Origin of the sequence: Megasphaera sueciensis (assembly GCF_050219315.1) — a bacterium.
Taxonomy (GTDB): Bacteria; Bacillota; Negativicutes; order Veillonellales; family Megasphaeraceae; genus Megasphaera_A; species Megasphaera_A sueciensis.
In genome coordinates this window covers 2807747-2832074 of the sequence record NZ_CP116939.1, presented here as the reverse complement: position 1 = coordinate 2832074, position 24328 = coordinate 2807747, and the positions used below count along the sequence as shown (strand labels likewise).

At 41.7% G+C, this 24328-nt stretch carries 21 protein-coding genes; 12 read left to right on the top strand and 9 right to left on the bottom strand.

The annotated features are described in order from the left end of the window. The first annotated feature begins 237 nt into the window (after positions 1-237). The 3 genes from NXG62_RS13605 (at position 238) to NXG62_RS13595 (ending at position 3862) form a co-directional block, all read left to right on the top strand. Complete coding sequence (locus NXG62_RS13605; RefSeq protein WP_427112948.1) at positions 238-456, top strand: hypothetical protein; 219 nt, start codon at positions 238-240, stop codon at positions 454-456. Between the two features lie 134 nt (positions 457-590). Then, a protein-coding gene (locus NXG62_RS13600) for an IS3 family transposase (protein WP_427111916.1) occupies positions 591-1990 on the top strand; the annotation gives its coding sequence in 2 pieces (ribosomal slippage) (positions 591-1082 and positions 1085-1990; 1398 coding nt in all). An 879-nt stretch (positions 1991-2869) separates the two neighbouring features. Then, positions 2870-3862, top strand: coding sequence for an alpha/beta hydrolase (locus NXG62_RS13595; RefSeq protein WP_427112947.1), 993 nt, complete (start codon positions 2870-2872; stop codon positions 3860-3862). Between the two features lie 343 nt (positions 3863-4205). Here the strand turns inward: NXG62_RS13595 and NXG62_RS13590 are convergent, their stop codons facing one another. The 4 genes from NXG62_RS13590 to mscL all read right to left on the bottom strand — a co-directional run bounded on the left by NXG62_RS13590 (position 4206) and on the right by mscL (position 8812). Then, positions 4206-4832 carry a flavodoxin family protein gene (locus NXG62_RS13590; protein WP_427112946.1) on the bottom strand — a complete coding sequence of 209 codons (627 nt, stop codon included), beginning with the start codon at positions 4830-4832 and terminating at the stop codon, positions 4206-4208. 328 nt (positions 4833-5160) lie between these two features. Next, positions 5161-6492, bottom strand: a complete 1332-nt coding sequence (locus NXG62_RS13585) for an MFS transporter (RefSeq protein ID WP_427112945.1) — start codon at positions 6490-6492, stop codon at positions 5161-5163. 27 nt (positions 6493-6519) lie between these two features. Continuing rightward, complete coding sequence (locus NXG62_RS13580) at positions 6520-7743, bottom strand: amidohydrolase family protein (protein ID WP_427112944.1); 1224 nt, start codon at positions 7741-7743, stop codon at positions 6520-6522. A 625-nt stretch (positions 7744-8368) separates the two neighbouring features. Further along, positions 8369-8812 (bottom strand): large conductance mechanosensitive channel protein MscL, encoded by a 444-nt coding sequence (gene mscL / locus NXG62_RS13575; RefSeq protein ID WP_427112943.1) that lies wholly within the window; start codon positions 8810-8812, stop codon positions 8369-8371. Positions 8813-9332: 520 nt separating this feature from the next. Between mscL and NXG62_RS13570 the strand changes: the two genes are divergently transcribed. After that, positions 9333-9872, top strand: a complete 540-nt coding sequence (locus NXG62_RS13570; protein ID WP_427112942.1) for a nitroreductase family protein — start codon at positions 9333-9335, stop codon at positions 9870-9872. A gap of 420 nt (positions 9873-10292) precedes the next feature. Here the strand turns inward: NXG62_RS13570 and NXG62_RS13565 are convergent, their stop codons facing one another. Further along, positions 10293-11327: a linear amide C-N hydrolase gene (locus NXG62_RS13565; protein WP_427112941.1), complete on the bottom strand. Its 1035-nt coding sequence runs from the start codon at positions 11325-11327 to the stop codon at positions 10293-10295. A 93-nt stretch (positions 11328-11420) separates the two neighbouring features. Here NXG62_RS13565 and NXG62_RS13560 point away from each other — a divergent pair. The 8 genes from NXG62_RS13560 to NXG62_RS13525 all read left to right on the top strand — a co-directional run bounded on the left by NXG62_RS13560 (position 11421) and on the right by NXG62_RS13525 (position 20647). Then, positions 11421-12820, top strand: a protein-coding gene (locus NXG62_RS13560; RefSeq protein ID WP_427111916.1) for an IS3 family transposase whose coding sequence is annotated in 2 segments (ribosomal slippage) — positions 11421-11912 and positions 11915-12820 — 1398 coding nt in all. Because the reading frame shifts where the segments join, the coding sequence is not laid out codon by codon here. Positions 12821-13328: 508 nt separating this feature from the next. Beyond that, a complete protein-coding gene (locus NXG62_RS13555; protein ID WP_427112940.1) occupies positions 13329-13967 on the top strand; it encodes a precorrin-2 dehydrogenase/sirohydrochlorin ferrochelatase family protein in 639 nt (212 codons plus the stop codon). Continuing rightward, entirely contained in the window at positions 13936-15246 is a 1311-nt protein-coding gene (hemA, locus tag NXG62_RS13550; RefSeq protein ID WP_427112939.1) for a glutamyl-tRNA reductase, read from the top strand. Before NXG62_RS13555 ends, hemA begins: the two co-directional genes overlap by 32 nt. Then, on the top strand, positions 15215-16153 hold the full coding sequence (gene hemC, locus NXG62_RS13545; protein ID WP_427112938.1) for a hydroxymethylbilane synthase: 939 nt from the start codon (positions 15215-15217) through the stop codon (positions 16151-16153). Before hemA ends, hemC begins: the two co-directional genes overlap by 32 nt. Before the next feature lie 4 nt (positions 16154-16157). Further along, positions 16158-17684 carry a uroporphyrinogen-III C-methyltransferase gene (gene cobA / locus NXG62_RS13540; RefSeq protein ID WP_427112937.1) on the top strand — a complete coding sequence of 509 codons (1527 nt, stop codon included), beginning with the start codon at positions 16158-16160 and terminating at the stop codon, positions 17682-17684. Next, positions 17674-18648, top strand: a complete 975-nt coding sequence (gene hemB / locus NXG62_RS13535) for a porphobilinogen synthase (protein WP_427112936.1) — start codon at positions 17674-17676, stop codon at positions 18646-18648. Before cobA ends, hemB begins: the two co-directional genes overlap by 11 nt. Before the next feature lie 19 nt (positions 18649-18667). Then, on the top strand, positions 18668-19963 hold the full coding sequence (gene hemL / locus NXG62_RS13530; protein WP_427112935.1) for a glutamate-1-semialdehyde 2,1-aminomutase: 1296 nt from the start codon (positions 18668-18670) through the stop codon (positions 19961-19963). Between the two features lie 15 nt (positions 19964-19978). Then, a complete protein-coding gene (locus tag NXG62_RS13525; protein ID WP_427112934.1) occupies positions 19979-20647 on the top strand; it encodes a Crp/Fnr family transcriptional regulator in 669 nt (222 codons plus the stop codon). 73 nt (positions 20648-20720) lie between these two features. On the opposite strand, the gene NXG62_RS13520 is transcribed toward NXG62_RS13525, so the two are convergent. The 4 genes from NXG62_RS13520 to asrA are packed head-to-tail and all read right to left on the bottom strand — an operon-like array spanning position 20721 to position 24313. After that, positions 20721-21491 (bottom strand): formate/nitrite transporter family protein, encoded by a 771-nt coding sequence (locus NXG62_RS13520; protein WP_427112933.1) that lies wholly within the window; start codon positions 21489-21491, stop codon positions 20721-20723. Positions 21492-21504: 13 nt separating this feature from the next. Then, positions 21505-22479, bottom strand: a complete 975-nt coding sequence (asrC, locus tag NXG62_RS13515) for a sulfite reductase subunit C (RefSeq protein WP_427112932.1) — start codon at positions 22477-22479, stop codon at positions 21505-21507. A gap of 15 nt (positions 22480-22494) precedes the next feature. Then, positions 22495-23304 carry an anaerobic sulfite reductase subunit AsrB gene (gene asrB / locus NXG62_RS13510; protein WP_427112931.1) on the bottom strand — a complete coding sequence of 270 codons (810 nt, stop codon included), beginning with the start codon at positions 23302-23304 and terminating at the stop codon, positions 22495-22497. Next, positions 23291-24313, bottom strand: a complete 1023-nt coding sequence (gene asrA, locus NXG62_RS13505) for an anaerobic sulfite reductase subunit AsrA (protein ID WP_427112930.1) — start codon at positions 24311-24313, stop codon at positions 23291-23293. Before asrA ends, asrB begins: the two co-directional genes overlap by 14 nt. Positions 24314-24328: the final 15 nt, after the last annotated feature.

The window sequence follows — 24328 nt, the reverse complement described above, 5'->3', positions numbered from 1 at the left end:
TTGCTTCCTGTGGTTACAATGAAACCAGCCTAGTTAGTTTATTTTTATAAATTTTCAATTTGAGTACTGATATTTTTCTTTATTTCCACTTATTGTTACAATTTTATAACAATAAAGCGTACTTTATCACAGCCTTTTAACACTATCGTATCGGTTCTGTGTATTTCCTTGCTTCTCCAAAAAACACCTAGTATACTACATCTATCAAACAAGTTATGTAAAAAGGAAGTGAGCATCATGTTATCTACTTCAAAAAAGCTAAAAGTAACACTATTAGCCGGCATGCTTACCGTCAGCATGCTGGGGACCACGTTAGTAAGCGCTGCCGGGCCATGGCATCATCCGGGGCCCCCGCCAATTCATCATCATTATTATCATGACAATAGCAGCAACAATGCTGTCGCTGCCTTCGTTGCAGGTGCCATTATAGGTGCCGTCGTAGGACACAATACATAACATAAATTCGTTAAAGAGGAGAGGATGTTAATGAATCGTGCGTTCATAAAAAAAATAACACTGCTGTTAACCACAGTATGTACTGACCCCCATAAGTTAGACCTAGAAATCTAGCTTATGGGGGTCAGCTTTTTATGGCAAAATATAGTTTTGAATTTAAGATGAAAGTTGTCAACGAGTATTTGCAAGGAAAATTAGGCTATATGCTATTATCAAAGAAGTATCATATTCCTAGCAACAAAGTTCTCAGAGAATGGGTTGCCGTGTATCGTGAAAACGGTTCACAAGCTCTTCAACGGTCACGCCAGAAGAAAACATACTCTTTTCAATTTAAGCAACATGCGGTAGAGTTATATCTAAGTACAGAGTCATCTTACAACGAGTTAGCTCTTTCGCTAGGTATACATACGCCAAGTATGCTAACCTCTTGGGTTCAGCGTTATCGTGCGGTTGGTGTAGATGGCCTCAAACCGCAACGGAAAGGCAGGAGATCGAAGGTGTCAGATAAATCAACTATCCACCCAGCATCACCAGAAGCGCAGACGGAGAGACTTAAACAACTCGAGGAAGAAAATCTCAAATTACGAATTGAGGTAGCATATTTAAAAGAAGTGAGGAGACTGCGTTTAGCGGAAGAGGCGCAGAAAAACAAGCAAGGATCATCCACAGTCTCCGAGGATCATTCAAACTAAAAGATATCCTTGCCGTTGCCAAGCTTCCCAAGGCAACGTATATGTACTGGCAGAAGCGCTTCGATCTGCCTTCTCCAGATGCAGATATAGAAGCAAAGATTATAGCCATCCGTAAAAGTGATAAGGACTTTGGTTATCGTCGTATCTGGGGGAAACTGCATGAAGAGGGCCTTCTCATCAATCGAAAACGTGTACAACGACTGATTCAGAAGCTGGGGCTGCAGGTTACGTCATTTATACACAAAAACCGTAAGTATAATTCCTACAAAGGAACCGTGGGCCGCGTCGCGCCTAACCGTCTGCGCCGACGATTCGACACCTGTATCCCACATCAGAAAATCACCACGGATACGACAGAATTTAAATATTATGAGATCGACACAAAAGGAACCATCATTACACGTAAGGCGTACCTTGATCCATTCCTGGATCTATTCAATCGTGAGATTATCAGCTTCAGCTTTACGAAACGCCCGTCATCACAGGGAATCATGTCTGCCTTGGAACGGGCCATTGAGGTAACCGGCGACTGTCCTTATCGCCGGACCTTTCACTCCGACCAGGGTTGGGCCTATCAAATGGGAGGATATGTTAGTCGCTTAAAAGAAGAACGGATTTATCAGAGCATGTCCCGAAAGGGAACCTGCCTTGACAATAGCGTGATGGAAAATTTCTTTGGACTCTTAAAACAGGAACTATATTATGGCCGTACATATCACAGCTTCGAAGAGTTACAAAAAGCAATTGAGAAATACATCATCTATTATAACAACCGTAGAATCAAATCAAAGCTTGGCTGGTTAAGTCCGGTAAACTATCGGTTACGTCATGTCGCAGCATAATAAAAACCGTAGCAGCAATAAATGCTACTACGGTTAGGTCTAACTTTATGGGGTCACTACAGTATTTACAATGGGTTTATTTTCCAGTTTTGCCGAGGAAGCTCCAGCACCCATACCCCCACCGCCGTACCAACATCAGCATCACCACAAAACACCACCACCACTGCCACAAGAGTAGCACTTACCCAAAAAGTCCTCCGCACAAAAAGCGGAAGACTTTTTTATCATAATCTTACCATGTTTCACAAGAGAAGGCTACACTTGCATTGCATTACTGCTGCCACATTATAAAGGACATTTCCTCTTGCAATATTCATACCGATTAAAATGTCATTATATAGTTACTACTTTTTAAAAATACGTTGTATTATACTATGGATAAGTAGATTTTTATTACTATCGCACACCTTGCAACTGGCACATGACACAAAATTTACCAATCGCTTTTACGCATTGCAATGCATGATTTACATAGTCAATGAAAATCTGCTTTGAGACCGAATACGAGGAACAACAACCACATATTCGGTCTTTTTTCATTTTCCTGCTATGTATTAAATGGCAAACGGCATCTTTATATAATTTAATAAATATACCTATATTTTAATTAATATTATTGATTTTATCTATTTATTTTTAATAAATGCTTGTTTTATTTCTTATTTTCCTTATAATAGAATAAACAGGTTTCTTATGTGTTTCAATAGAGACACCTCCTGGTAAAAATGCCCATCACATTTCTAGGAACCCTGTTTAAGAGGACAAAGCCCACTACCCTTCTGCTTTGTCCTCTTTTTTTATAACTACCGGAAAATTACACTGCCTGTCATATCATTTTTCTATTCTGTGTTATAATTATCTCAAAGGAGTGGATGCGTCATGAAACATTCAATGAGTACTGGGAACCGGTTTTTCAAGACATTGCTGCTATGTCTGCTTATTGCTGTTCCCGTCACCGGCCTTGCTGCCGGAATACAGAAGGAAGAAGTCCAAATAACTCAAAAACAGGGGACACTAAAAGGAACGTTGGTATTGCCGCCATCCCAGAAGCAGTGTCCTGTCGTACTGCTGATCGCTGGTTCCGGCCCTACTGACAGGAATGGAAACAGCAGCCTGTCCGGACAAAACAACTCACTGAAACTACTAGCAGAAGGGCTTGCTGAAAAAGGCATTGCGACCCTTCGGTATGACAAAAGAGGCATTGGAGAAAGCCGATTCCCCGCCTTAAAAGAATCGGCTTTGACAATAGAAGATTATATACAGGACGCGTCCAAATGGATATATTATCTAAAAAAAGACCCGAGATTTTATTCCGTTATCGTACTGGGGCACAGTGAAGGCAGTCTGATTGGTGCGACTGCCGCCCGGCAATGTGCTGCGGATGCATTTATTTCTGTTGCTGGTCCCGGGAAATCACTGCAAACTATTTTATTAGAACAACTGCAGCAGAACACCTCAAAGGAATACTACCTTCAAAGCAAATGCATCATTTCCGAACTGGAAAAAGGCCACACCGTACCGATACCGGATTCTTCATTTGCCATCCTGTTTCGACCCAGTGTTCAGCCCTACCTGATTTCTGAATTCCGATATGACCCTGCAATAGAAATTTCCAAATTAAATATGCCCGTTCTTTTGGTACAGGGAACACACGATATCCAAGTAGCTCCAGAAAATGGACGTATATTAAAGTTAGCAGCTCCCAAGGCCACACTTGTGATGATCAATGGCATGAATCATGTGCTAAAATTGTCCGCAATGGATACAGCCGATCAGATTGCAACCTATAGCAACCCTCACCTGCCTGTTGTTCCGCAACTGATTACCACAATCGCTTCATTCATCAAAAGAATCCCTGCATTGAAAAAGTAAGACGGAATACAAGGTTAGCCTGTTTCATGAGGAAATATAGGAAAAATATATTCCACTTATATAACTATTTTTGAACCGCTCTGTAGTTTTATTTATATTTTGTAAGGTACCAAGGATATGCCATGCTAAACTTTTCATATGCCGATGGAAAGTCAAAAATATCAGCTTTCGGTAATTCGGCGATTACATTCTTTTCCAGTCCGTATAAAAAACTGCAGCACATAGTAGGTTCTTTTTTAATTGTATCCCATACTGCCCACAAGTATTTCTCTATTATTAGAACTACGCATACTTCTATTTTTCACTGTCGGTTACAAAGCTTTTTATAGATACGACGGCATCGTTACCGTATAAAATTAGTCATAATTTTATCTTCATACTGCGGTTCCGGAACACCCGCTCTGCCGCAGATAGCCAGACATGTCATAAGCCATGCCATATTTTCACCCAAGATTCGCATCGTCTGCATTCCTTCCAAATCCTGTTTTGCTTCTTCGGGTGTATTCCCATGGATTTGATTCCAATACAAAGAAGGCACGATTGGCATATTGGTAATGGAAAAATATTTATTTAATTGATCAAACGTAGTTGCTGCACCGCCGCGGCGGCAAGATACGACAGCGGCACCCACTTTCCTTTGCACTGTTTTTTTCACACAGCAGAATACACGGTCCATAACTGCCGTTACTATTCCAGTAGCCGAAGCAAAGTGAACAGGCGATCCAATGACTAATCCATCCATTCCTGCATTAATTTTATCGACCACTTGATTGGCCACATCATCCGTAAAAACACAGGTTCCTGTTTTTGCACACTTGCCGCAGGCAATACATGTGTATACGGGTTTATTTCCCAGCCAAAAAATTTCGGTTTCAATATCATGCTTTTGCAATGTTTTTTCTACTTCCTGTAATCCAATATACGTACAACCATGTTCATGCGGACTGCCATTAATCATAAGTACTTTCATCAAAATCTCCTCCCGTCATTGCTAAATTCAGATACTCAGCAGTAGTATATATTTTATATTATACTATGAATTAATACTATATTGTTTTAAATATCGGCTGTATTTACTATTTTTTTTACGGATGCCGTATATTATTTTCTGCAACGGCTACCGCTACAAGGTACAAGACAGTTTATTTGCAAATACGGGTAAGACTGCGGTTTATGGCGGTCTTACCCGTATATATTGTGTGATAAAAATATATGCTACGGCTCGCATGTACTCGATATAGCAAAAAAGTCACCATATGACTACCCTCGTTCCGGTGCTGCAGACATATGTTGTCCTACTACTTTTTTAATGGTTTTCTATAGGTTTCCTTCGCCAAAAAGACCATGACAAGAAAGGTCACCGCAGACCCGGCGATTAAATAATACGTGGGCGACAGGGTACTCCCCGTTGCGGATACCAGCCATGTAGAAATAAACGGTGCGGTTCCTCCAAAACAAGCAACTGCAATATTATATCCGATAGCGATCGCACTGCAACGTACATTTGTCGGAAAAATTTCCGTCATATAGACCGTGGCTCCACCGCATAACAACGCTTCTAACACAGCAAAGACAAACAATACGGCCATCAAAACAATTGAACTTTTTGTCGTGCTTAGTGCATAGAATAAAGGATAGCTTAATAAGACAAAGCCCAACGCCGAATACATGATGACAGGTCTCCTGCCTATTTTATCTGCTAATTTTCCGGTAAACGGAATGGCTATCATAAAAATAATAATCAGCAGGGTATTCAATGAAAACCCAAGTGTCAGGGGAAATTGCAATATTTTAGAAATGTAAGTAGGCATATACGCCATCACAAGCCAATAGGAAATTGTCCAGCCAATAACTAACCCAAAACTTAAAAATGTTTCCTTCTTATAGTTGCGCAGCACTTCTACCAAGGGTGTTTCTTGTAATGTGTTCGTCTGAACCGCACTCTTGAATTCCGGTGTTTCATCTACATGTTTCCGAGTATACAGTCCAAACGCAGCAATAAAAATACCGCTCCAGAAGGCAATGCGCCAGCCCCAGTTCGTTAACTGATCCGGAGTTAATGCAAAACTTAACCCCGTTCCTAATGCAGACCCCATCAATAAACCGACAGCAATGCTAAATTCCGACCAGCTCACTATATATCCGCGATTATAGGGAGTTGCGTATTCGGCCAAAAAGGACATACAGCTTCCCCATTCGCCGCCCGTGGAAATCCCTTGAAGCAGTCGGCATAAGGTCAAGAAAATCGGAGCCCAAATCCCAATCGTTAAATAACTGGGAATACAGCCCACAAAAAACGTACTGATTCCCATCAATACAATCGTCCAGGTCAATGCGGCTCGACGGCCTACGCGATCGGCATAATGACCAAAAACAAGGCCGCCGATTGGGCGCATGACAAAGCCAACGCCAAAGACGATAAATGAAAGCATAAGTGCCGTAATCGGTTCTTTTGAAGCAAAAAACTGCGAAGAAATAATAGCTGCAAAGTACCCATAAATCCCATAATCGAACCATTCCAGCGCATTTCCTATCGAACCTGCTAAAACCGCTTTAAATATGGACTCCGGAGCTTGTACAGCTTCGACTTTTTCTTCGATACTGACTTCCCCTCTTACCGATACATTCATATTACGCCCCCCGAATTATTTTATAGTTTACTGAAAATCAAAAGCAGGTATTCGTTTACCACGTTGATATACTGATTCTAAAGCGGTTTCAAAGGCATGAAGATTATCAAAAGGATTTTCTGTCAGCAGTAGGACATCGCCATCTTTGCCCACTTCTATAGACCCTTTTGCATCAGCAATTCCCAATACTTCAGCAGGTATAATCGTAGCTGCTTTCACTACTTCCTGCCGGCTCATGCCATATTCATTCATGACATACATTTCACCATAAACACTGGGATGGGGTCCAAAATTAGGAGATCCGGCATCCGTTCCTAATGCAATGCGTACGCCTTTATCCATGGCATTCTTAAATGTAATTTTTTGCTGTTCCACTACCTTTTGTGCTTTTTGATTCATATAATCATCTACGATTCCCTTGCTTTCTGCTAATACTTTATAAATCCACAGCGTGGGAATAAGAGTTTGTCCCCGTTCGCACATGATATCCATCTTTTCTTCCGGAATATCCGCTCCATGTTCAATGGTATCAATTCCGGCATCAATGCATGCACAAATACCTTCGCGTGACAAGGCATGGGCGCTTACTTTCATGTGGAGGCGATGTGCTTCCTCTGCAACCGTACATAAATTTTGGCAGCTGTACATAGAGGGGCCGACATCTTCCGGCCCTGCAGCGCCCCCCGTTGCCATCACCTTTATCCATTGGCATTTTATAGCGGCATGATTTTCAAGATTTTTAAGCGTACGGACAGCTTTTACCAACTCATCATCCGTATCGGCGATTCGTGAAAGAGATGGTACATGACCACAGCTACCGGTAATAGCACTGCCGCAAGGTATGATATCGCAACCCCAAGTCAAACCCTTGCGCATGGCATCTGCCAAAAAGATAGTTACATCTCCATTACACCCAACATCACGAACTACCGTAACACCTTTGCGCAGACTATCCTGGGCATTATGCAATGCACGGATCATAGCGATATATGGACCTTCCATAACATTGGCAGTAAGCGGATCTGCCAATGTTCCGTCCCAAACCAGATGTACATGCATATCCATTACTCCCGGACATAAATATTTGCCAGTGCCGTCAATCCTTTTAACAGACATATCCAATGTATCCATCTCATTTTGTGCTGTAACAGAAATTATTTTTCCTTCCGCTATTCCTACATTATAATGTTCTAAAATACATGCATTTTTGACATCTACCACATTTACGTTGCTAAAACATATTTTTTCCAAAATCATGCCTCCACTCTTATATATTTTTAAAAGCGTCGCTTATGCTTTACTTATTTAAATAAATAACCATATTTTTATTTATAATTCATAATATAGCGTTTATATTTCCATGTCAAGAATGCAACCGCCATAAATCTTTATGATATATTTATTTCTCTTTTGAATATTTTGTAATATACTATAGTCAGGTAGATTTTCATTGCAGCAAAAACTTCCAAATTACTTGCTATATAATCGTTCCACCTACTTTAATCACTCAATGAAAATCTGCTTAAAGACAGGATATACAGGAACAATAACCATATATCCTGTCTTCTATTTGAATATAGTACCCTATCATAATACAACGACAACGGAATATTTGACCGCAGCAGAAATATTTATTATAATCAGGGACAATTAGTTAAGGGGACTGTTCAAAAAGACACAGATTTATCAGCTAGTCCGAATAATCTAAACGAAACGATAAACATCGTTGTGCTTCAACTCAAAGAAAAAATACGACCGTATATATCGTTCGGTATACGGTGATTCTATCACTTGCGTATGTTTTTACGTAATCGAACGTATGGGTTTGGAATTTATAATATACCGCCGCATAGCAGTACATGGATATCATTAGTGATCACTCCGATATTACAGAAGTGCAGTGCGGGCACCGGGTTGCCTCTTCGGCAATTGGTTCTCGACAATACGGACAGTGCCGAACAGCGGGTACTTCCTTCTGCTTGGGAAAGAAAGTATTAATCTGCCGGATTACGACAAAAACCGCAAGGGCTATAATTAAAAACTCAATAACCGTATTGATAAACGCGCCATAGGCAATGACTGGAATCCCTTGTGCTTGAGCTTCCGCCAATGTCCCTGCATGTTTTGTTGTGCTCAATATAATAAAAAAATTAGAAAAATCAATACCTCCGAGAAGAACACCCAAGGGTGGCATAATAATGTATGTCACGAGAGAGCTCACAATTTTACTAAATGCCGCTCCCACGACAACACCGATAGCCATGTCTAAAACATTGCCCCGCATAATAAATCGTTTAAATTCACTCAAAAATTTATTCATTTTTTCGCACCTCTTTTTTTATCGATCCATAGAACTCCATCTATTTTACGCTTTAATTAACTACGCTTTTGTTGCTTTCTTATTTTATCCGGTATCTGATATTCACAAGGAACTTCGCATTGACACTCTCCATCCCCATAGCGAGGAGAAAAACGTTTTCGCGTACTATTCAAAAAACCGACACACATTTTTCAACCATATTTCTTCTATCATCCAGAATAAAACGAGTCACAGCCGATTCAAACTCCCACTTGTCCATTATATATCATCTCCAATCTTGTCTTGTAATTATTAAATGTACCAGCAATGTCATAATATACCTATCATTATATCACTGCAGTGATTCTGTATTCCAGTATATCATACCGGTCCCTCTATATTCTATATGCCTATTTCTATTTTCAAGTATTTTGTTATACCTATTCAGAAACAGAAACTCCGTTTATCCTGCCCACAGGATTTTTTTTGCTAAAACAATTGACAACTACAGTATAATAAAAAGTGAAAGGAGTTGATTATCGTGAAACAGATAGAAAACAGGAGAAGTATACGAAAATATCAAAATCGGATTGTAGAAAAAGAAAAAATCATGAAAATCCTGGAAAGTGCTCGTTTAGCACCCTCTGGAAGCAATACCCAGCCTTGGAATTTTATCATTGTAGAATCAGAGAAAACAAAGAAAAAATTAGTACAGGCCGATCATAATCAAAAATGGATGATGGAAGCTCCCGTTTTTATCGTATGTACTACGGATATTAAGTGCCGTATTTCTGATAGCCGCCCTCTCTATATAGACGAAACCAGCCCTGAAGTGGAATTAAAACAATGTATCCGAGACACCTCCATTGCCATAGAACACCTACTTCTCGAAGCTGAAAATCAAGGTCTCGCGGCATGTTGGACCGGTTGGTTCGAACAAAAAGATGTGCGTCCCATATTAGGCATCCCCAATGATATATACGTTTGCGGGATCGTAACGCTGGGATATGGAAATGAAATGCCCTTACCCAGACCGCGAAAATCCTTGGATGAAATAATCAAATACGAAACCTGGAACTGATTTTCCTATTTTATACCACATTGCATTGCTCAAGGATCCCTACCTATATCGCACGCAATAGATTCCTCCTCCTTATGAAAAATGCCAATTCCCAAATGGAATCTGTAATTGACTTCTATTCGGTAATGACACTATTAAAAGCATATACTGATCAAAATAAGAGTGTCGCGTCGACTTCAACTGCAATACTATTACTGTAAATATTACACGGGATAAACAAGGTCCCGCCCATTTTGACAGTACCGGTTATCCTTGTACAAACAACCTTGCCGATTATCATGACATCTATTACGATCTGAAAAACTTATACTTCTGTAAAATAATTACACTACGGCATGGTGCATACTGCAAAAATCACGCTAGAAATAGACTTCTGGCGTGATTTTTGCATTGTTTTTATTTATGACTTTCAACGTATCGTTAATGATGAAACTCCGGTACTTTTAATTCATTAGAATCTGCTTTCTTAAATAAATTAGACACATTTCCGTTATAATCAACGTCACCGCTTAACGAAAGTTTCATAGCCGGAGCTCCTGCATTATTGTCAAAGGAAGAAAAATCAGCCCATACTAGGAAAGGACTCGTTGTCGACTCAAAATAATAATATCCATTGGTCAAATCTCCTACGGTACTCCATATCGTTGCCGCCGTATACGGGTGTTTGGGATCCAATGTCTTGATATACGGTTGCGCGGCGTTCCGCGTCACACTAAACATATGCGCCAAAGCCTCCCGCAAATTACCCGGCTGCGGCAGATTTTTTAAATAAAAGGAGGCCCGAACAAAGCGGTCAGAAGGGGTAGAATTGCCCGGTAGTTCCTTTGTACCGCCAAACCCTTTATATTGCCGTAAATTTTCCTGCTGCTTATCAAAAGTCGGTGAATTGGTCATGATTTTATACTTACGGTCATGATAAATCACGGCTTTTCCATCTATATATTCAATAATTGCCGAGTCTCCCGTCTTATCGGCTAATGCTAAATGCAACGATGCTCGAGTCATAGTGGTACCCACTGTGGGAATATACATAGGAACATTTAAATCCACAATAGTATATTGATCTGACTTAGTCAAATGTACCGCTTCTTCCACCGTAGCACAATTATCTAAAATATACTGCGCCCATTTGGCAACAGATAATCCTGGTTTTGTTTCATCTCGTTTGCCATAATTGCTTTCATCGAGCCATAGCAAATTAGCTTCCAACCCTTTTTCATTAATTCCATCTGAAGCAAAAGATTGTCCATGTACAGACGAAGCAATAATCAAAGAACTATATTTAGATTGCCAATTCAAGGAATTTTCTCCATTCAATCCTATATTTTTAATTCCTCTCGGCAAAAACCAAAACGCAACATCCGTTTTTTCCGGCCAATCCATATTACGCCCTACCAATACGGCCTGACCATTATCAGCAGATAAAATTCTACTGCAGGCTTGTGTATTTTCCATGCTGCCAAATGAAAAAACACCGGCACATATTGCAATCTGTACTGACCCCCATAAGTTAGACCTAGAAATCTAGCTTATGGGGGTCAGCTTTTTATGGCAAAATATAGTTTTGAATTTAAGATGAAAGTTGTCAACGAGTATTTGCAAGGAAAATTAGGCTATATGCTATTATCAAAGAAGTATCATATTCCTAGCAACAAAGTTCTCAGAGAATGGGTTGCCGTGTATCGTGAAAACGGTTCACAAGCTCTTCAACGGTCACGCCAGAAGAAAACATACTCTTTTCAATTTAAGCAACATGCGGTAGAGTTATATCTAAGTACAGAGTCATCTTACAACGAGTTAGCTCTTTCGCTAGGTATACATACGCCAAGTATGCTAACCTCTTGGGTTCAGCGTTATCGTGCGGTTGGTGTAGATGGCCTCAAACCGCAACGGAAAGGCAGGAGATCGAAGGTGTCAGATAAATCAACTATCCACCCAGCATCACCAGAAGCGCAGACGGAGAGACTTAAACAACTCGAGGAAGAAAATCTCAAATTACGAATTGAGGTAGCATATTTAAAAGAAGTGAGGAGACTGCGTTTAGCGGAAGAGGCGCAGAAAAACAAGCAAGGATCATCCACAGTCTCCGAGGATCATTCAAACTAAAAGATATCCTTGCCGTTGCCAAGCTTCCCAAGGCAACGTATATGTACTGGCAGAAGCGCTTCGATCTGCCTTCTCCAGATGCAGATATAGAAGCAAAGATTATAGCCATCCGTAAAAGTGATAAGGACTTTGGTTATCGTCGTATCTGGGGGAAACTGCATGAAGAGGGCCTTCTCATCAATCGAAAACGTGTACAACGACTGATTCAGAAGCTGGGGCTGCAGGTTACGTCATTTATACACAAAAACCGTAAGTATAATTCCTACAAAGGAACCGTGGGCCGCGTCGCGCCTAACCGTCTGCGCCGACGATTCGACACCTGTATCCCACATCAGAAAATCACCACGGATACGACAGAATTTAAATATTATGAGATCGACACAAAAGGAACCATCATTACACGTAAGGCGTACCTTGATCCATTCCTGGATCTATTCAATCGTGAGATTATCAGCTTCAGCTTTACGAAACGCCCGTCATCACAGGGAATCATGTCTGCCTTGGAACGGGCCATTGAGGTAACCGGCGACTGTCCTTATCGCCGGACCTTTCACTCCGACCAGGGTTGGGCCTATCAAATGGGAGGATATGTTAGTCGCTTAAAAGAAGAACGGATTTATCAGAGCATGTCCCGAAAGGGAACCTGCCTTGACAATAGCGTGATGGAAAATTTCTTTGGACTCTTAAAACAGGAACTATATTATGGCCGTACATATCACAGCTTCGAAGAGTTACAAAAAGCAATTGAGAAATACATCATCTATTATAACAACCGTAGAATCAAATCAAAGCTTGGCTGGTTAAGTCCGGTAAACTATCGGTTACGTCATGTCGCAGCATAATAAAAACCGTAGCAGCAATAAATGCTACTACGGTTAGGTCTAACTTTATGGGGTCACTACAATCAGACAAAAAATTGATAATTTCTTTTTTGATACATAACGCATAACTATGCCCCCTTAGACAATGAATTGGTTAATTATCCACGTATGATCAGCAAATTTACATACAAAACACCTCCTACTTACTTGTTGCTTATGTCTGCTTTTAAAACAAAATCGCTAAAATACAGTATGCTCTTGTTTAATTCTATATCATATAAAGTAAATCCTTCCCTATTTTTATTTATATTAACAAATAATGGCAATTTATAAAATAATTTAGTTAAAGTCCATATGTATAGTATGATATAGGCTTGAATGTTCCCTATCATTTTTTTAATTGGATTATGGTATATTATAGTATTTTTCTAAATTTTCCACTAAAAAAGTGTTGCACTTGCAACATATAGGTGCATTTGCCTCTGTTACAATATATAATAGTAGACATATATATTAAAGGGGTGATTTTATGTATCCTATCAATATACGATTGGATAATGTGCCTTGTGCTGTCCTTGGCGGCGGCAGTATTGCCCTGCAGAAGATTCAGTCACTTCTTGCAGCATCTGCCGATGTAACGATCATTTCTCCGAAAGTGACAAAGGATATAGAACAGCTAATTACAGAAAGCGATCTTCACTGGCGCAGGAAAAAATATGAAATCGGTGATGAAAAGGGATTTACACTGCTAATTTGTGCGACCGACGATATAGTTGCTAACCAGCTTGCTGCCGAAGAAGCACAGCGTCAACATATACTCGTCAATGTCTGCGACACCCCTGCTCTCTGCACTTTTACTCTTCCTGCCGTTGTCAGACAGGGAGATTTAACCATTACCATTTCTACTAACGGCACTTCTCCCGCATTAGCTCGCTGGATGCGTATTATCTTGACCGAGGAATACGGGCCTGTATATGGACATTGGCTAACCCGTTTGTCCCTTCTTAGAAAAGAAGTACAGCAGACCTTCCTCTCCAGCCGAGACCGCCAGAACTTTTGGCAGCATGCACTGACGGACGAGGTCATGGAACTAGTGCGTCAAGAAAAACTTGAAGAAGCGGAGGAACAAATACGTCATGCAATTAGTCGTTTTAGGTCTCAATCATAAAACCGCCCCCGTTGAAATCAGAGAGCGTTTTACCGTATCTTCTCAAGATATTGCCAATCAGCTCCTGCAGCTTGATGACTACAGTGGTATCGATGAAATCGTTGTACTATCCACCTGTAATCGTTCTGAGATATATGCCGTTGTAAATGATGAAAAGAAAAATAATCAAGTGCTGTACGAATTTTTTTCCCATCTGACTCATACGAAGGAAGACAATCCCAACTATTTTTATTATTATACCGGCAGCAATTGTATTTTTCATCTTCTTCGAGTAGCTTCCAGCCTGGATTCATTAGTACTCGGTGAAGGCCAAATTCTCAGCCAGGTAAAACAAGCATACACACTTGCCCATACATGTGATGCCACCGGTGCCATCTTAAATGTACTTTTTCATCAAGCTATTGCCACAGGAAAACGCGTACGTACAGATACACATATTGCTTATAATGCTGTCTCTGTCAGCTACGCTGCCGTACAATTAGCTGAACAAGTCTTTGGCAGCGTGGAACATAAAAACATTTTACTATATGGTGCCGGCCAAATGGCCGAATTAACAGCACGCAATTTCCGCGGCAAAAAAGTTAATCAAATTTATGTTGTCAACCGTCATATGGACCGAGCACGCAAGCTGGCCGGCAAGATTGAAGGTACAGCCGTGCACTTTCGAAATGTGGAATCTGTCGCCGACAAGATCGATATTGTCATTACTTCTACGGGGGCTCCCCATTATGTCATATATCCGCAGCGAGTTCATCAATTTCTTACTGTCCGCAACGGCCGACCACTTGTTTTTATTGATATTGCCGTACCGCGGGATGTAGATCCCAAGGTAGGCTCCATGCAGAACGTAACACTGTATAACATAGATATGCTGGAGTCTGCCGTACAAAACAATGAAAAATTGCGCCGTCAAGAAGCTGCTGCTGCCGCCCTTATTGTCCGGGAGGATACGGATTTCTTATTAGAACGGTTCCGGTACCTTTCGGTTCGTCCTGTTATGGTGCGGCTGGCTGAAAAAGCAGATCGAATCCGGCGTCACGAATTAAAACGCAGTATTACAAAACTTCCTGAATTAGAGGAACACCAATACCGCATATTGGATCATATGTCCCGCATGATTGTACGCAAACTGCTGCGTGACCCTATGATTTGTGCCGCACAAGCCGCCGAAACCCCGGAAGAAAAACACATAATCGAGGCTATGGCTGATTTATTTAAGCTGGATATAGCAAAGGAGAATAGCTTCCATGAACTTGATTATCGGAACGAGGAACAGTAAACTTGCCCAATGGCAGACAGCCTTTGCCGCACATGCCCTGAAAAAAAAATTTCCTCATATATCTACACAAATAAAGCCGATCCTTACTAAAGGAGATAAAATTCTGGATGTACCACTGACTAAAATCGGCGGCAAAGGCTTATTTACAGAAGAACTGGAAGCTGAAATACTATCCGGCCGCATTGACATTGCAGTACACAGCTTAAAGGATGTTCCGGCTATATTGCCGCCGGGACTCGTCCTCGGCGCTGTTATGAAACGCGCCGAACCGGGAGATGCTTTGATATCCCCTCGATACGGTACCTTGGATAAACTGCCTGCCGGAGCCCGCATCGGCACATCCAGTCTGCGTCGTACAGCGCAGCTGCTGCATTATCGTCCCGATCTAACTATATGCAGCTTGCGCGGCAACGTAGACACACGGTTGCATAAACTTGATGAAGGAAATTATGATGCTATCGTCTTAGCTATTTCCGGTTTACAGCGATTGGGAAAAGAAAGCCGCATCACGCAAAAGCTCCCTATGAGTTTATGCCTGCCAGCCGTCGGACAAGGTGCGTTGGCAATTGAAACGAGAGCCGGAGATACGGCTGTCCTTTCTTTGATTGCCGCCTTAAATGATGCACCTACAGTTGCGGCCGTAACGGCAGAACGTGCATTTCTCTCTCATATAGGAGGAAATTGCCAGATTCCTGTCGGTGTATACGGTTGTATAAACGACACCGTGATAACGTTGAAAGCCGTTATTGCTTCTCCCGACGGAAAAATCGCATATCACTGCAGTGAAACGGCTCCTCAGCAAGAAGCTGTCGCTTTAGGCCACTTTTTAGCAGAAAAATTGCTGGCAGAAGGCGGAAAAAACATATTGCAGCAATTGAATGTACTGATAGAAAATAAGGAGGAATAGTCTCATGGCAGGTATTGTATATCTCGTCGGAGCAGGTCCCGGTAACTATAAACTGCTTACCCTGCGAGGCAAAGAAGTATTATCTCACGCCGAAGTTGTTATTTATGACCATTTGGCAGATTCCCGCCTCTTGAAATTTGCCCCGGCTGAAGCTGAATTCATATACGCAGGGAAAAAAGCACAACAGCATACACTAACACAAGAAGAAATAAATTCACTTCTTATCCGCAAAGCCAAAGAAAATAAAACTGTCGTCCGTCTAAAAGGTGGTGATCCGTTTGTTTTTGGCCGGGGCGGTGAAGAAGCGCAATCTCTTGCTGCCGCACATATTTTGTTTGAAATAGTCCCCGGCATTACTTCTGCCATTGCGGTGCCGGCTTATGCAGGTATTCCTGTAACAGAGCGCGGTACGGCCTCATCCTTTGCCGTCGTTACCGGACATGAATCACCTGACAAAACGACGTCATCTATCCGCTGGGAAAAGTTATCGACTGCAGTAGATACGCTTATATTTCTAATGGGCGTGAAAAATTTATCTTACATTACAGAAAAACTTATTGCCAATGGAAGAGCACCCGAAACCCCTGCCGCACTGATTCGCTGGGGCACAAAGGCAGAACAGAAAACACTTATTACAACACTGGAAAATGCGTCCTGCTCTGCTAAACTCCATGGTTTAAAACCGCCGGCAGTCTTTCTCGTCGGTTCTGTCGTCAATTTCAGCAAACAAATTTCCTGGTTTGAAAATAAACCGCTTTTTGGAGAAACAATTCTCATTACGCGTACATCTGTTCAAGCTTCGGATTTAACAAACTTGTTAGAAGATCTAGGGGCCCGCTGTATGGAATTTCCGACGATCCAAATTATGGAACCGGCGGATAAATATGCCTCTTTGCAAACAGCTATCTGTCATATCGACAGCTATGATTGGATCGTTTTCACCAGTATTAATGGGGTTCATGCTTTTTTTAACCAGCTGAAAAAACAGCACCGAGACAGCCGCGCTTTAGGACATACTAAATTTGCCGTTATCGGTACTGCTACAAAAACAGCCTTATCTCAATATGGTATTACTGCGGATATTATGCCTGGCCGTTATTGTGCCGAGGAACTGGTGGAAGCCATACGGCCACACATAAAAAAAGATTGCCGCATACTGATTCCCAGAGCCCGGGATGCTCGTCCTTATTTACCAGAACAGCTTTCTAAAATAGCCGCTGTCGTTGACGTCGCTGAAGCGTATCGTACAACGGCTGCCACAGAAAACAAAAACAGACTTATTTCTCTTTTACAAGCGAAAACAGTTACTATGATTACTTTTACAAGCTCTTCTACAGTTAAAAACCTGATATTGCTGCTCGGTGAACAAAAAAGTCTTCTTTCTGATATAACGCTAGCCTGCATCGGTCCTATCACAGCCTCCACCTGCAGGGCATATGATCTAGCTCCGATTATTACGGCAGATACATATACGGTGGACGGACTTGCAAAAAAAATTAAAGAATGGAAGTTGATTACACATGAAGTTTAATACATTACGTCCTCGTCGTCTGCGCCTATCGGTCCCTATCCGCAACATGATCTGTGAAAATACATTGACTGTCCATGACCTTATTTATCCTATTTTTGTCGTTGCCGGCAATTGTATAAAAGAAGAAATTCCCAGCATGCCCGGCTGCTATCATCTATCTGTTGACCAAGTAGTCAAACTGGCCCGGGAAATTTATGATTTGGGAATACCTGCTATAGAAATTTTCGGATTACCTGCCTATAAAGATGATATCGGATCCAGCGCCTGGGATATGACAAGTCCGGTACAGCAAGCCATGATGGCCGTGAAAAAAAGAATACCAAATCTCATTATCGTCGGTGACGTCTGCCTATGTCAATATACCTCACACGGCCATTGCGGCAAACTCTGCAATCACTACGTAGATAATGACGCTACTATTGAACTTCTCTCCAAGATTGCCATCAGCCAAGCACAAAGCGGTGCAGATATCATTGCTCCCTCCGACATGATGGATGGCCGTATTGCAGCTATACGCAGCGCCTTGGATAGCAACGGGTTTCAAAATATCTCCATTATGTCCTACGCTGTAAAATATGCTTCCGCTTATTATGGACCTTTCCGCGATGCAGCTGATTCTGCACCTCAATTCGGTGATCGTCGGCAATACCAAATGGACCCGGCTAATTCACGAGAAGCCATGAAAGAAATTGATCTTGATATGGAGGAAGGCGCTGATATTATCATGATCAAACCTGCCATGACCTACTTGGACATTGTCCGCCAGGCCCGAGACCGTATTGACCGGCCTATCGCCGTATATAACGTCAGCGGGGAATATGCTATGGTCAAAGCAGCTGCACAAAATGGCTGGATTGACGAAAGGCGGATCGTATTGGAAAGCTTGACTTCCATGAAACGGGCCGGTGCCGACATTATCATTACATATCATGCTATAGATGCCGCCCGATGGCTGCAGAAATAAAAAAAGGAGAGAGTATCCTATGCTGCATTTAGAAAAATCAACGACTGCTTTTAACAAGGCAAAAACACTGATGCCGGGCGGCGTTAACAGTCCTGTTCGCTCATATGCCCGCGTGCATTGCACACCGCCTTTTATTGCATATGCCAAAGGCAGCCACATATATGATATTGACGACAACGCCTATATTGATTATGTCGGTTCTTGGGGACCTATGATTGCCGGCCATGCTCATCCGCGTGTGGTAAAAGCACTGCACAATGCCGTTGAACGGGGAACTAGTTATGGTGCTCCCACAACCATTGAATCTGATCTGGCAGAAATGGTACAATATTTATACCCTTCTATAGAAAAAATCCGCATGGTCAATTCCGGTACGGAAGCTACCATGAGTGCTCTCCGCGTTGCCCGCGGCTTCACCGGCCGCAATAAAATCATTAAATTTATCGGCTGTTATCACGGACATGGTGACAGTCTTCTGGTAAAAGGCGGATCGGGACTGGCTACTTTCGGCTGTCCCGACAGTCCCGGCATCACACCGGGAACAGCAGCTGACACCATCGCCCTCCCGTACAATGACATCTCCGCCTTTCAAAAAACAATGCGTACACTGGGAAATTCTGTTGCCGCCGTTATTGTCGAACCGATTGCCGGAAATATGGGTCTTATTCTACCGCAGGAAGGATTTCTTCAAACCTTGCGGGAAGTAACGAAAGCCTATGGCACGGTTCTTATTTTTGATGAGGTTATGTGTGGTTTTCGTTGCAATTTACGAGGAGCCCAAGACATGTATCATATTCTGCCCGATATGACCTGCCTCGGCAAAATTATCGGCGGCGGCCTTCCCGTTGCTGCCTATGGCGGACGAACCGATATTATGCATTGTGTATCTCCTGAAGGTCCTGTCTATCAAGCCGGTACATTAAGCGGAAATCCGTTAGCTATGACAGCTGGATTGGAAACACTGAAAATTATTGCGGAGGATCCTTGTTACATTTCTAAAACAACAGCATTAACCACCTTGCTCGTCGACGGCTTGAAAACAGCTGCTACCGCTGCCGGGATATCTATATGTGCTCATCAAGCGGGTACCATGTTCAGTATATTTTTCAGCAAAAATGCCGTGGTTGACTATGAAGGAGCAGCGGCTGCCGATCAAACCATGTTCTGCAAATATTTTTCATCTATGCTTGCACAAGGTATTTATTTACCTCCTTCCCAATTTGAAACGTGTTTTGTATCTGGTGCTCATACAGATATTGATATCCATACTACTATTGAGGCTTCTCGAACAGCTTTCCAAAAAGCGGCTCAATGAAATGAGGTGTATATAATGGCTCCCTGTATTGATAGTTCCGAAAAATATTCTGATTTATCTCTTTTTTCTGGTATAAAAATGGGAGAACTGGCACCTATGCTGCAATGCTTAGGCGGCAGGACAAAACTATATAAACGAAACGATTTTATAGCTTTATCCCAAGAAGAAATCAACTATGTAGGTATCGTCCTAAACGGTACAATTCACATGATCCATGAGGATGCTTGGAATGATACATCAATTCTCGCCGTCATCAGAAAAGGCGAACTTTTTGGTGAAACCTTTGCCTGCGGCACTGATTTGACTTCCTGTGTTTCCTTTATGGCCGCTGAAAACACAAAAGCCATGATTCTCCCTTTCCATAAGGTTCTTCATTCTTGCAGTCAAGCTTGTCCCTTTCATCATAAACTCATTGAAAATATGGTAACTATGCTGGCCGACAAAAATGCTCAACTCATGAAAAAACTGCAAGTCACATCAAAAAAAACGCTGCGCAAAAAAATTCTTACCTTCCTTTCTTTTCAGTCACAGCATTCAAAAAACTCCAGTTTTTCTCTTTCCATAAATCGTACAGAACTTGCCGATTACGTTTGTGCCAATCGTACCGCACTGGCTCGTGAACTGGCACGTATGAAAAAGGATGGGCTTATTGATTTTGACCATAATACTTTTACGTTGCTATAACGTAAAAAATTCTGGGCGCTTATAGTAAGCACCCAGAATTTTTTTATATTACAGCAACGTAATCATAGTCCTATTACTTTATTTTTGTTTCTCTCGCCATCAGTCCATACGGTACCGACAGAAAAATAACAGCCCCGACAATATTTCCCAATGTCACAAAAGTTAGATTATATATGTATCCCGATACACTTACTGCCGCATTAAAAGGCGCTAATAAAGAAACGGTGAGCAATGTCATATTGGCTATGCTATGTTCAAATCCGCAAGTTATGAATGCAAATAAACACCAAAAAATCATAATTAATTTTCCACTGTCTGACTTGCAGCGGAATCCGCACCATGTAGCAAGACACACAAGTATATTACATAGTACGCCTCTAAGAAACAGCACCAACGGCGATAACCCCATTTTCGCAGCTGCACTAACAGCTATATATTGTCCTATACTGCCGGAAGCCCCTTGCGCTCCATAAAAAACCAAGGACAAGAGCACCGCACCGACCCAGTTTCCTGCATAGCAGATACACCAAAGCTTGATCACATCCATAACACGAATGGTCTTCTTTACAACACCACTGGCCATAATAAAATTATTTCCTGTAAATAATTCCGCTCCGGCAATAACGACCAAACTCAAGGCAATGCCAAAGGAGGCTCCCATGATAATTTTGGTATAAGGCTGATTTCCCAGCATACCACCAATCGTAAAGATAAGCAAAATACCAAAACCGATATAGGCACCTGCTAAAATAGATGCTGCAAAATAGCCTACCGGATTATTTTCCAACATAGTAATTTTTGCCTTTGCTGCTATGGCAGAAGCATTATATTCATCTGAAAACATGGGTATATCCTCCTTATTTTAAACCACTATATCGAATGCCGTTCCAATATAATGGGGAATACACTTCGGCCTTATCCGACAGATGTACGTCTTTCATTGCCCATTTAAGAAATTCGGCAGTACCTGTACGATCTACAATATACCCGATATGTTCTTTACCACCCGGTGCCTGCGGGTCAATATACTGCGCTGCATAGGCATAGGTATTGGTAATGATTTTGACTATACTATCCGCATCCACCCATTTAATAAAATCAATCCCCATCCGCGGATTTTTTTTCCCAGAACGACCTAACAGGGTTAACCGAAAATACCTTATTTTACTGCGCGTCCAGGCGCGATTAGGGCAAGTATGAACACAGACTCCACAACCAATGCAGCGATCTGTATTGCGAACCGGCCTGAATTTTTCCATCCGCAACGCTTTAACAGATAACTGCTCACATTTCTTTACACAGGCTCCGCAGCTGATGCAGCGATTTGGATCAAATTTCGGTTCCGTCATGCCAATAATCCCAAAATCATGCATACGAACCTTGCCGCAATCATTCGGACATCCCGTGAGTGCTATTTTAAAATGCAAGTCATTAGGAAAAATTTCTTTTTCAATACGCTGTGCGAATGCCGTCGTATCATAATTGGCAAAAGGACATACCCGATTGCCGATGCAAGCCATAACATTGCGAGTCCCGGAAGAACTGTATCCTGTATTGACAATCCCTTGATTGATATGTAGTTCTTCAATAATTGGCTGCAGGGCCTTATTAACTTCCTCGATCTTTTCAAAAGGAATCCCCAAAATTTCAAAACCTTGCCGTAGCGTCACATGCACCTCTCCGCTGCCATAGGTTTCTGCAATATGCTGGATTTGTCCTAAAATGGCAGCATTCATATGTCCTCCCGGAATACGTACGCGGGAAGCGGTAATTCCACGTTTTTTTGTCATGCGAAAGGCATTCTTTTTCAAATTGCCACAATTCATATCCATGTCATATACCCCCTATTAATCGATCAACGTACGCAATTTAGTATATTTAAAAACGGGACCGTCCTGACAAACATATACATCACCAATACGACAATGACCGCATTTTCCAAGACCGCAGCACATTTTTCGCGATTCAGATAACCAGATATCTTCTTCATCCATCCCAATATCCTTCAAACCTTTGATAGACCATTTGATCATAGACGGCGGACCTACAACAACGGCCATGACATTCGCCATATTTTTAAACTGTAATTCTGATATATACTTAGTAACCATCCCCGTACGTCCCGTATATCCTTCCGGAGCTGCATCCACTGTATCAATAATACAGATTCCGTCTTCCTTCCAACGGGCAATATCGGCACGAAACAGTACATCTTCGATAGATTTGAATCCTGCAATAACAGTCAGACTCCGGCATTCTTCCATATGATCGGCAAAATAATCAATAACACCATGCACTGGAGATAGTCCTGAACCACCCGCTACCAGAACAATGTCTTTATCTTTAAACATAGTTACATCAAAACCATTTCCGTACGGTCCCCGCATAAAAAAGGAACCGCCTTCATAGTTTTCAAAAATTTCATCTGTAAGGGACCCGACACGGCGAATTGTAAAATCCAAAGAATGAGGGGTGATACCACTAACTGAAATAGGTGCTTCTCCATATTTCGGAATAGAAACCTCAAAAAATTGCCCCGGTTTCACAGGAAACTCATTTGCTTTATCATACGCCATGCGAAATGTATATTCTTTTTCGGAATGTCGTATAACTTTCAATATAGTAGAATGAAACGGTAAATATTCATTTTTTGCCATTTTCTTTTACCTCCCGCATAGCATCGCCCAGTTTATTTACACAATGAGAAAATGAAATATATTCCGGGCATATAGCATCACAGCGGCCACAGCCGACACACATTTGAAAGCCTGCGCGTTTCTTGAAATCAAGAACTTTATGAAGTACTTTAAAACGCATGCGTTGTCCGCTTTTTTGACGAAAACATCCACCGCCCGCTACATCTGTATACCCATCAATCATACAGGATGCCTGGACACGCCGGCGTTCTCCGGCTTTTCCATTTTCTGTATAAAACAAATCCTGCATTGACCAGCAAGTGCAAGTGGGACAAACGATTGTGCACCGTCCACATGTGATACAGCGTTTATCATATTCATCCCATATCGTACTTGCTGCCACTCTCGAATCAAGTTCTTCAGGGATATGTACCATCACCGAATTTCTTGTTACATATTCTACGGCAACGGAAATCTCACTGACCGCCGATTCCTGTAACGCTTTCTGCAAATACTCATCTTTACAGTCAAAAAAATACGCTTCATTCTTGACATTTACCGCCGCATCATACGCATTGCTTTTATTCGTTCCCATGGAAACACAAAAACAATCTTCAAAGCTTTTCTCACAACCGATAAGTACAAACTTTACATTTTCACGAAGTTTTTCATAATAATAATCTATCGGTCCATTATCGCGAAACATATAATCCAATCGTTTGACTGCATGCAAATCACAGCTGCGCAAAAAAATAATGGCCTTTTTAGGTGGAAAATCTGCTTCTTTGATTTGTGTTTCCGTAAAATAAAACAAGGTTTGACAAATGGGTACTATTATTTCCTTAAAAGAATATTCCGAACGTTGATCCCATACGATTTCTTCCGGAGATGAGACTATCCCATAACGAATTACATCGGTTTCAGAAAAACGTCCCGTACCTTCAAATATCTTCGGAGCGTAGATATTATACTCTTTACTCCATGCATCAAAAACCTTGCGCAGTGATTCTGTGCGTAATTGATACCCCATTTTTTCTTCCTCTTT

What these genes read in the sequence shown, in the direction of transcription:
- NXG62_RS13595 (WP_427112947.1), top strand. Translation starts at nt 2,870, where the DNA reads ATGAAACATTCAATGAGTACTGGGAACCGGTTTTTCAAGACATTGCTG.
- hemA (WP_427112939.1), top strand. Translation starts at nt 13,936, where the DNA reads ATGCAATTAGTCGTTTTAGGTCTCAATCATAAAACCGCCCCCGTTGAA.
- NXG62_RS13590 (WP_427112946.1), bottom strand. Translation starts at nt 4,832, where the DNA reads ATGAAAGTACTTATGATTAATGGCAGTCCGCATGAACATGGTTGTACG.
- hemB (WP_427112936.1), top strand. Translation starts at nt 17,674, where the DNA reads ATGAAGTTTAATACATTACGTCCTCGTCGTCTGCGCCTATCGGTCCCT.
- asrB (WP_427112931.1), bottom strand. Translation starts at nt 23,304, where the DNA reads ATGGCAAAAAATGAATATTTACCGTTTCATTCTACTATATTGAAAGTT.
- asrA (WP_427112930.1), bottom strand. Translation starts at nt 24,313, where the DNA reads ATGGGGTATCAATTACGCACAGAATCACTGCGCAAGGTTTTTGATGCA.
- mscL (WP_427112943.1), bottom strand. Translation starts at nt 8,812, where the DNA reads ATGAATAAATTTTTGAGTGAATTTAAACGATTTATTATGCGGGGCAAT.
- cobA (WP_427112937.1), top strand. Translation starts at nt 16,158, where the DNA reads ATGGCAGGTATTGTATATCTCGTCGGAGCAGGTCCCGGTAACTATAAA.
- hemC (WP_427112938.1), top strand. Translation starts at nt 15,215, where the DNA reads ATGAACTTGATTATCGGAACGAGGAACAGTAAACTTGCCCAATGGCAG.
- NXG62_RS13555 (WP_427112940.1), top strand. Translation starts at nt 13,329, where the DNA reads ATGTATCCTATCAATATACGATTGGATAATGTGCCTTGTGCTGTCCTT.
- hemL (WP_427112935.1), top strand. Translation starts at nt 18,668, where the DNA reads ATGCTGCATTTAGAAAAATCAACGACTGCTTTTAACAAGGCAAAAACA.
- NXG62_RS13525 (WP_427112934.1), top strand. Translation starts at nt 19,979, where the DNA reads ATGGCTCCCTGTATTGATAGTTCCGAAAAATATTCTGATTTATCTCTT.
- NXG62_RS13565 (WP_427112941.1), bottom strand. Translation starts at nt 11,327, where the DNA reads ATGGAAAATACACAAGCCTGCAGTAGAATTTTATCTGCTGATAATGGT.
- NXG62_RS13585 (WP_427112945.1), bottom strand. Translation starts at nt 6,492, where the DNA reads ATGAATGTATCGGTAAGAGGGGAAGTCAGTATCGAAGAAAAAGTCGAA.
- asrC (WP_427112932.1), bottom strand. Translation starts at nt 22,479, where the DNA reads ATGGATATGAATTGTGGCAATTTGAAAAAGAATGCCTTTCGCATGACA.
- NXG62_RS13520 (WP_427112933.1), bottom strand. Translation starts at nt 21,491, where the DNA reads ATGTTTTCAGATGAATATAATGCTTCTGCCATAGCAGCAAAGGCAAAA.
- NXG62_RS13605 (WP_427112948.1), top strand. Translation starts at nt 238, where the DNA reads ATGTTATCTACTTCAAAAAAGCTAAAAGTAACACTATTAGCCGGCATG.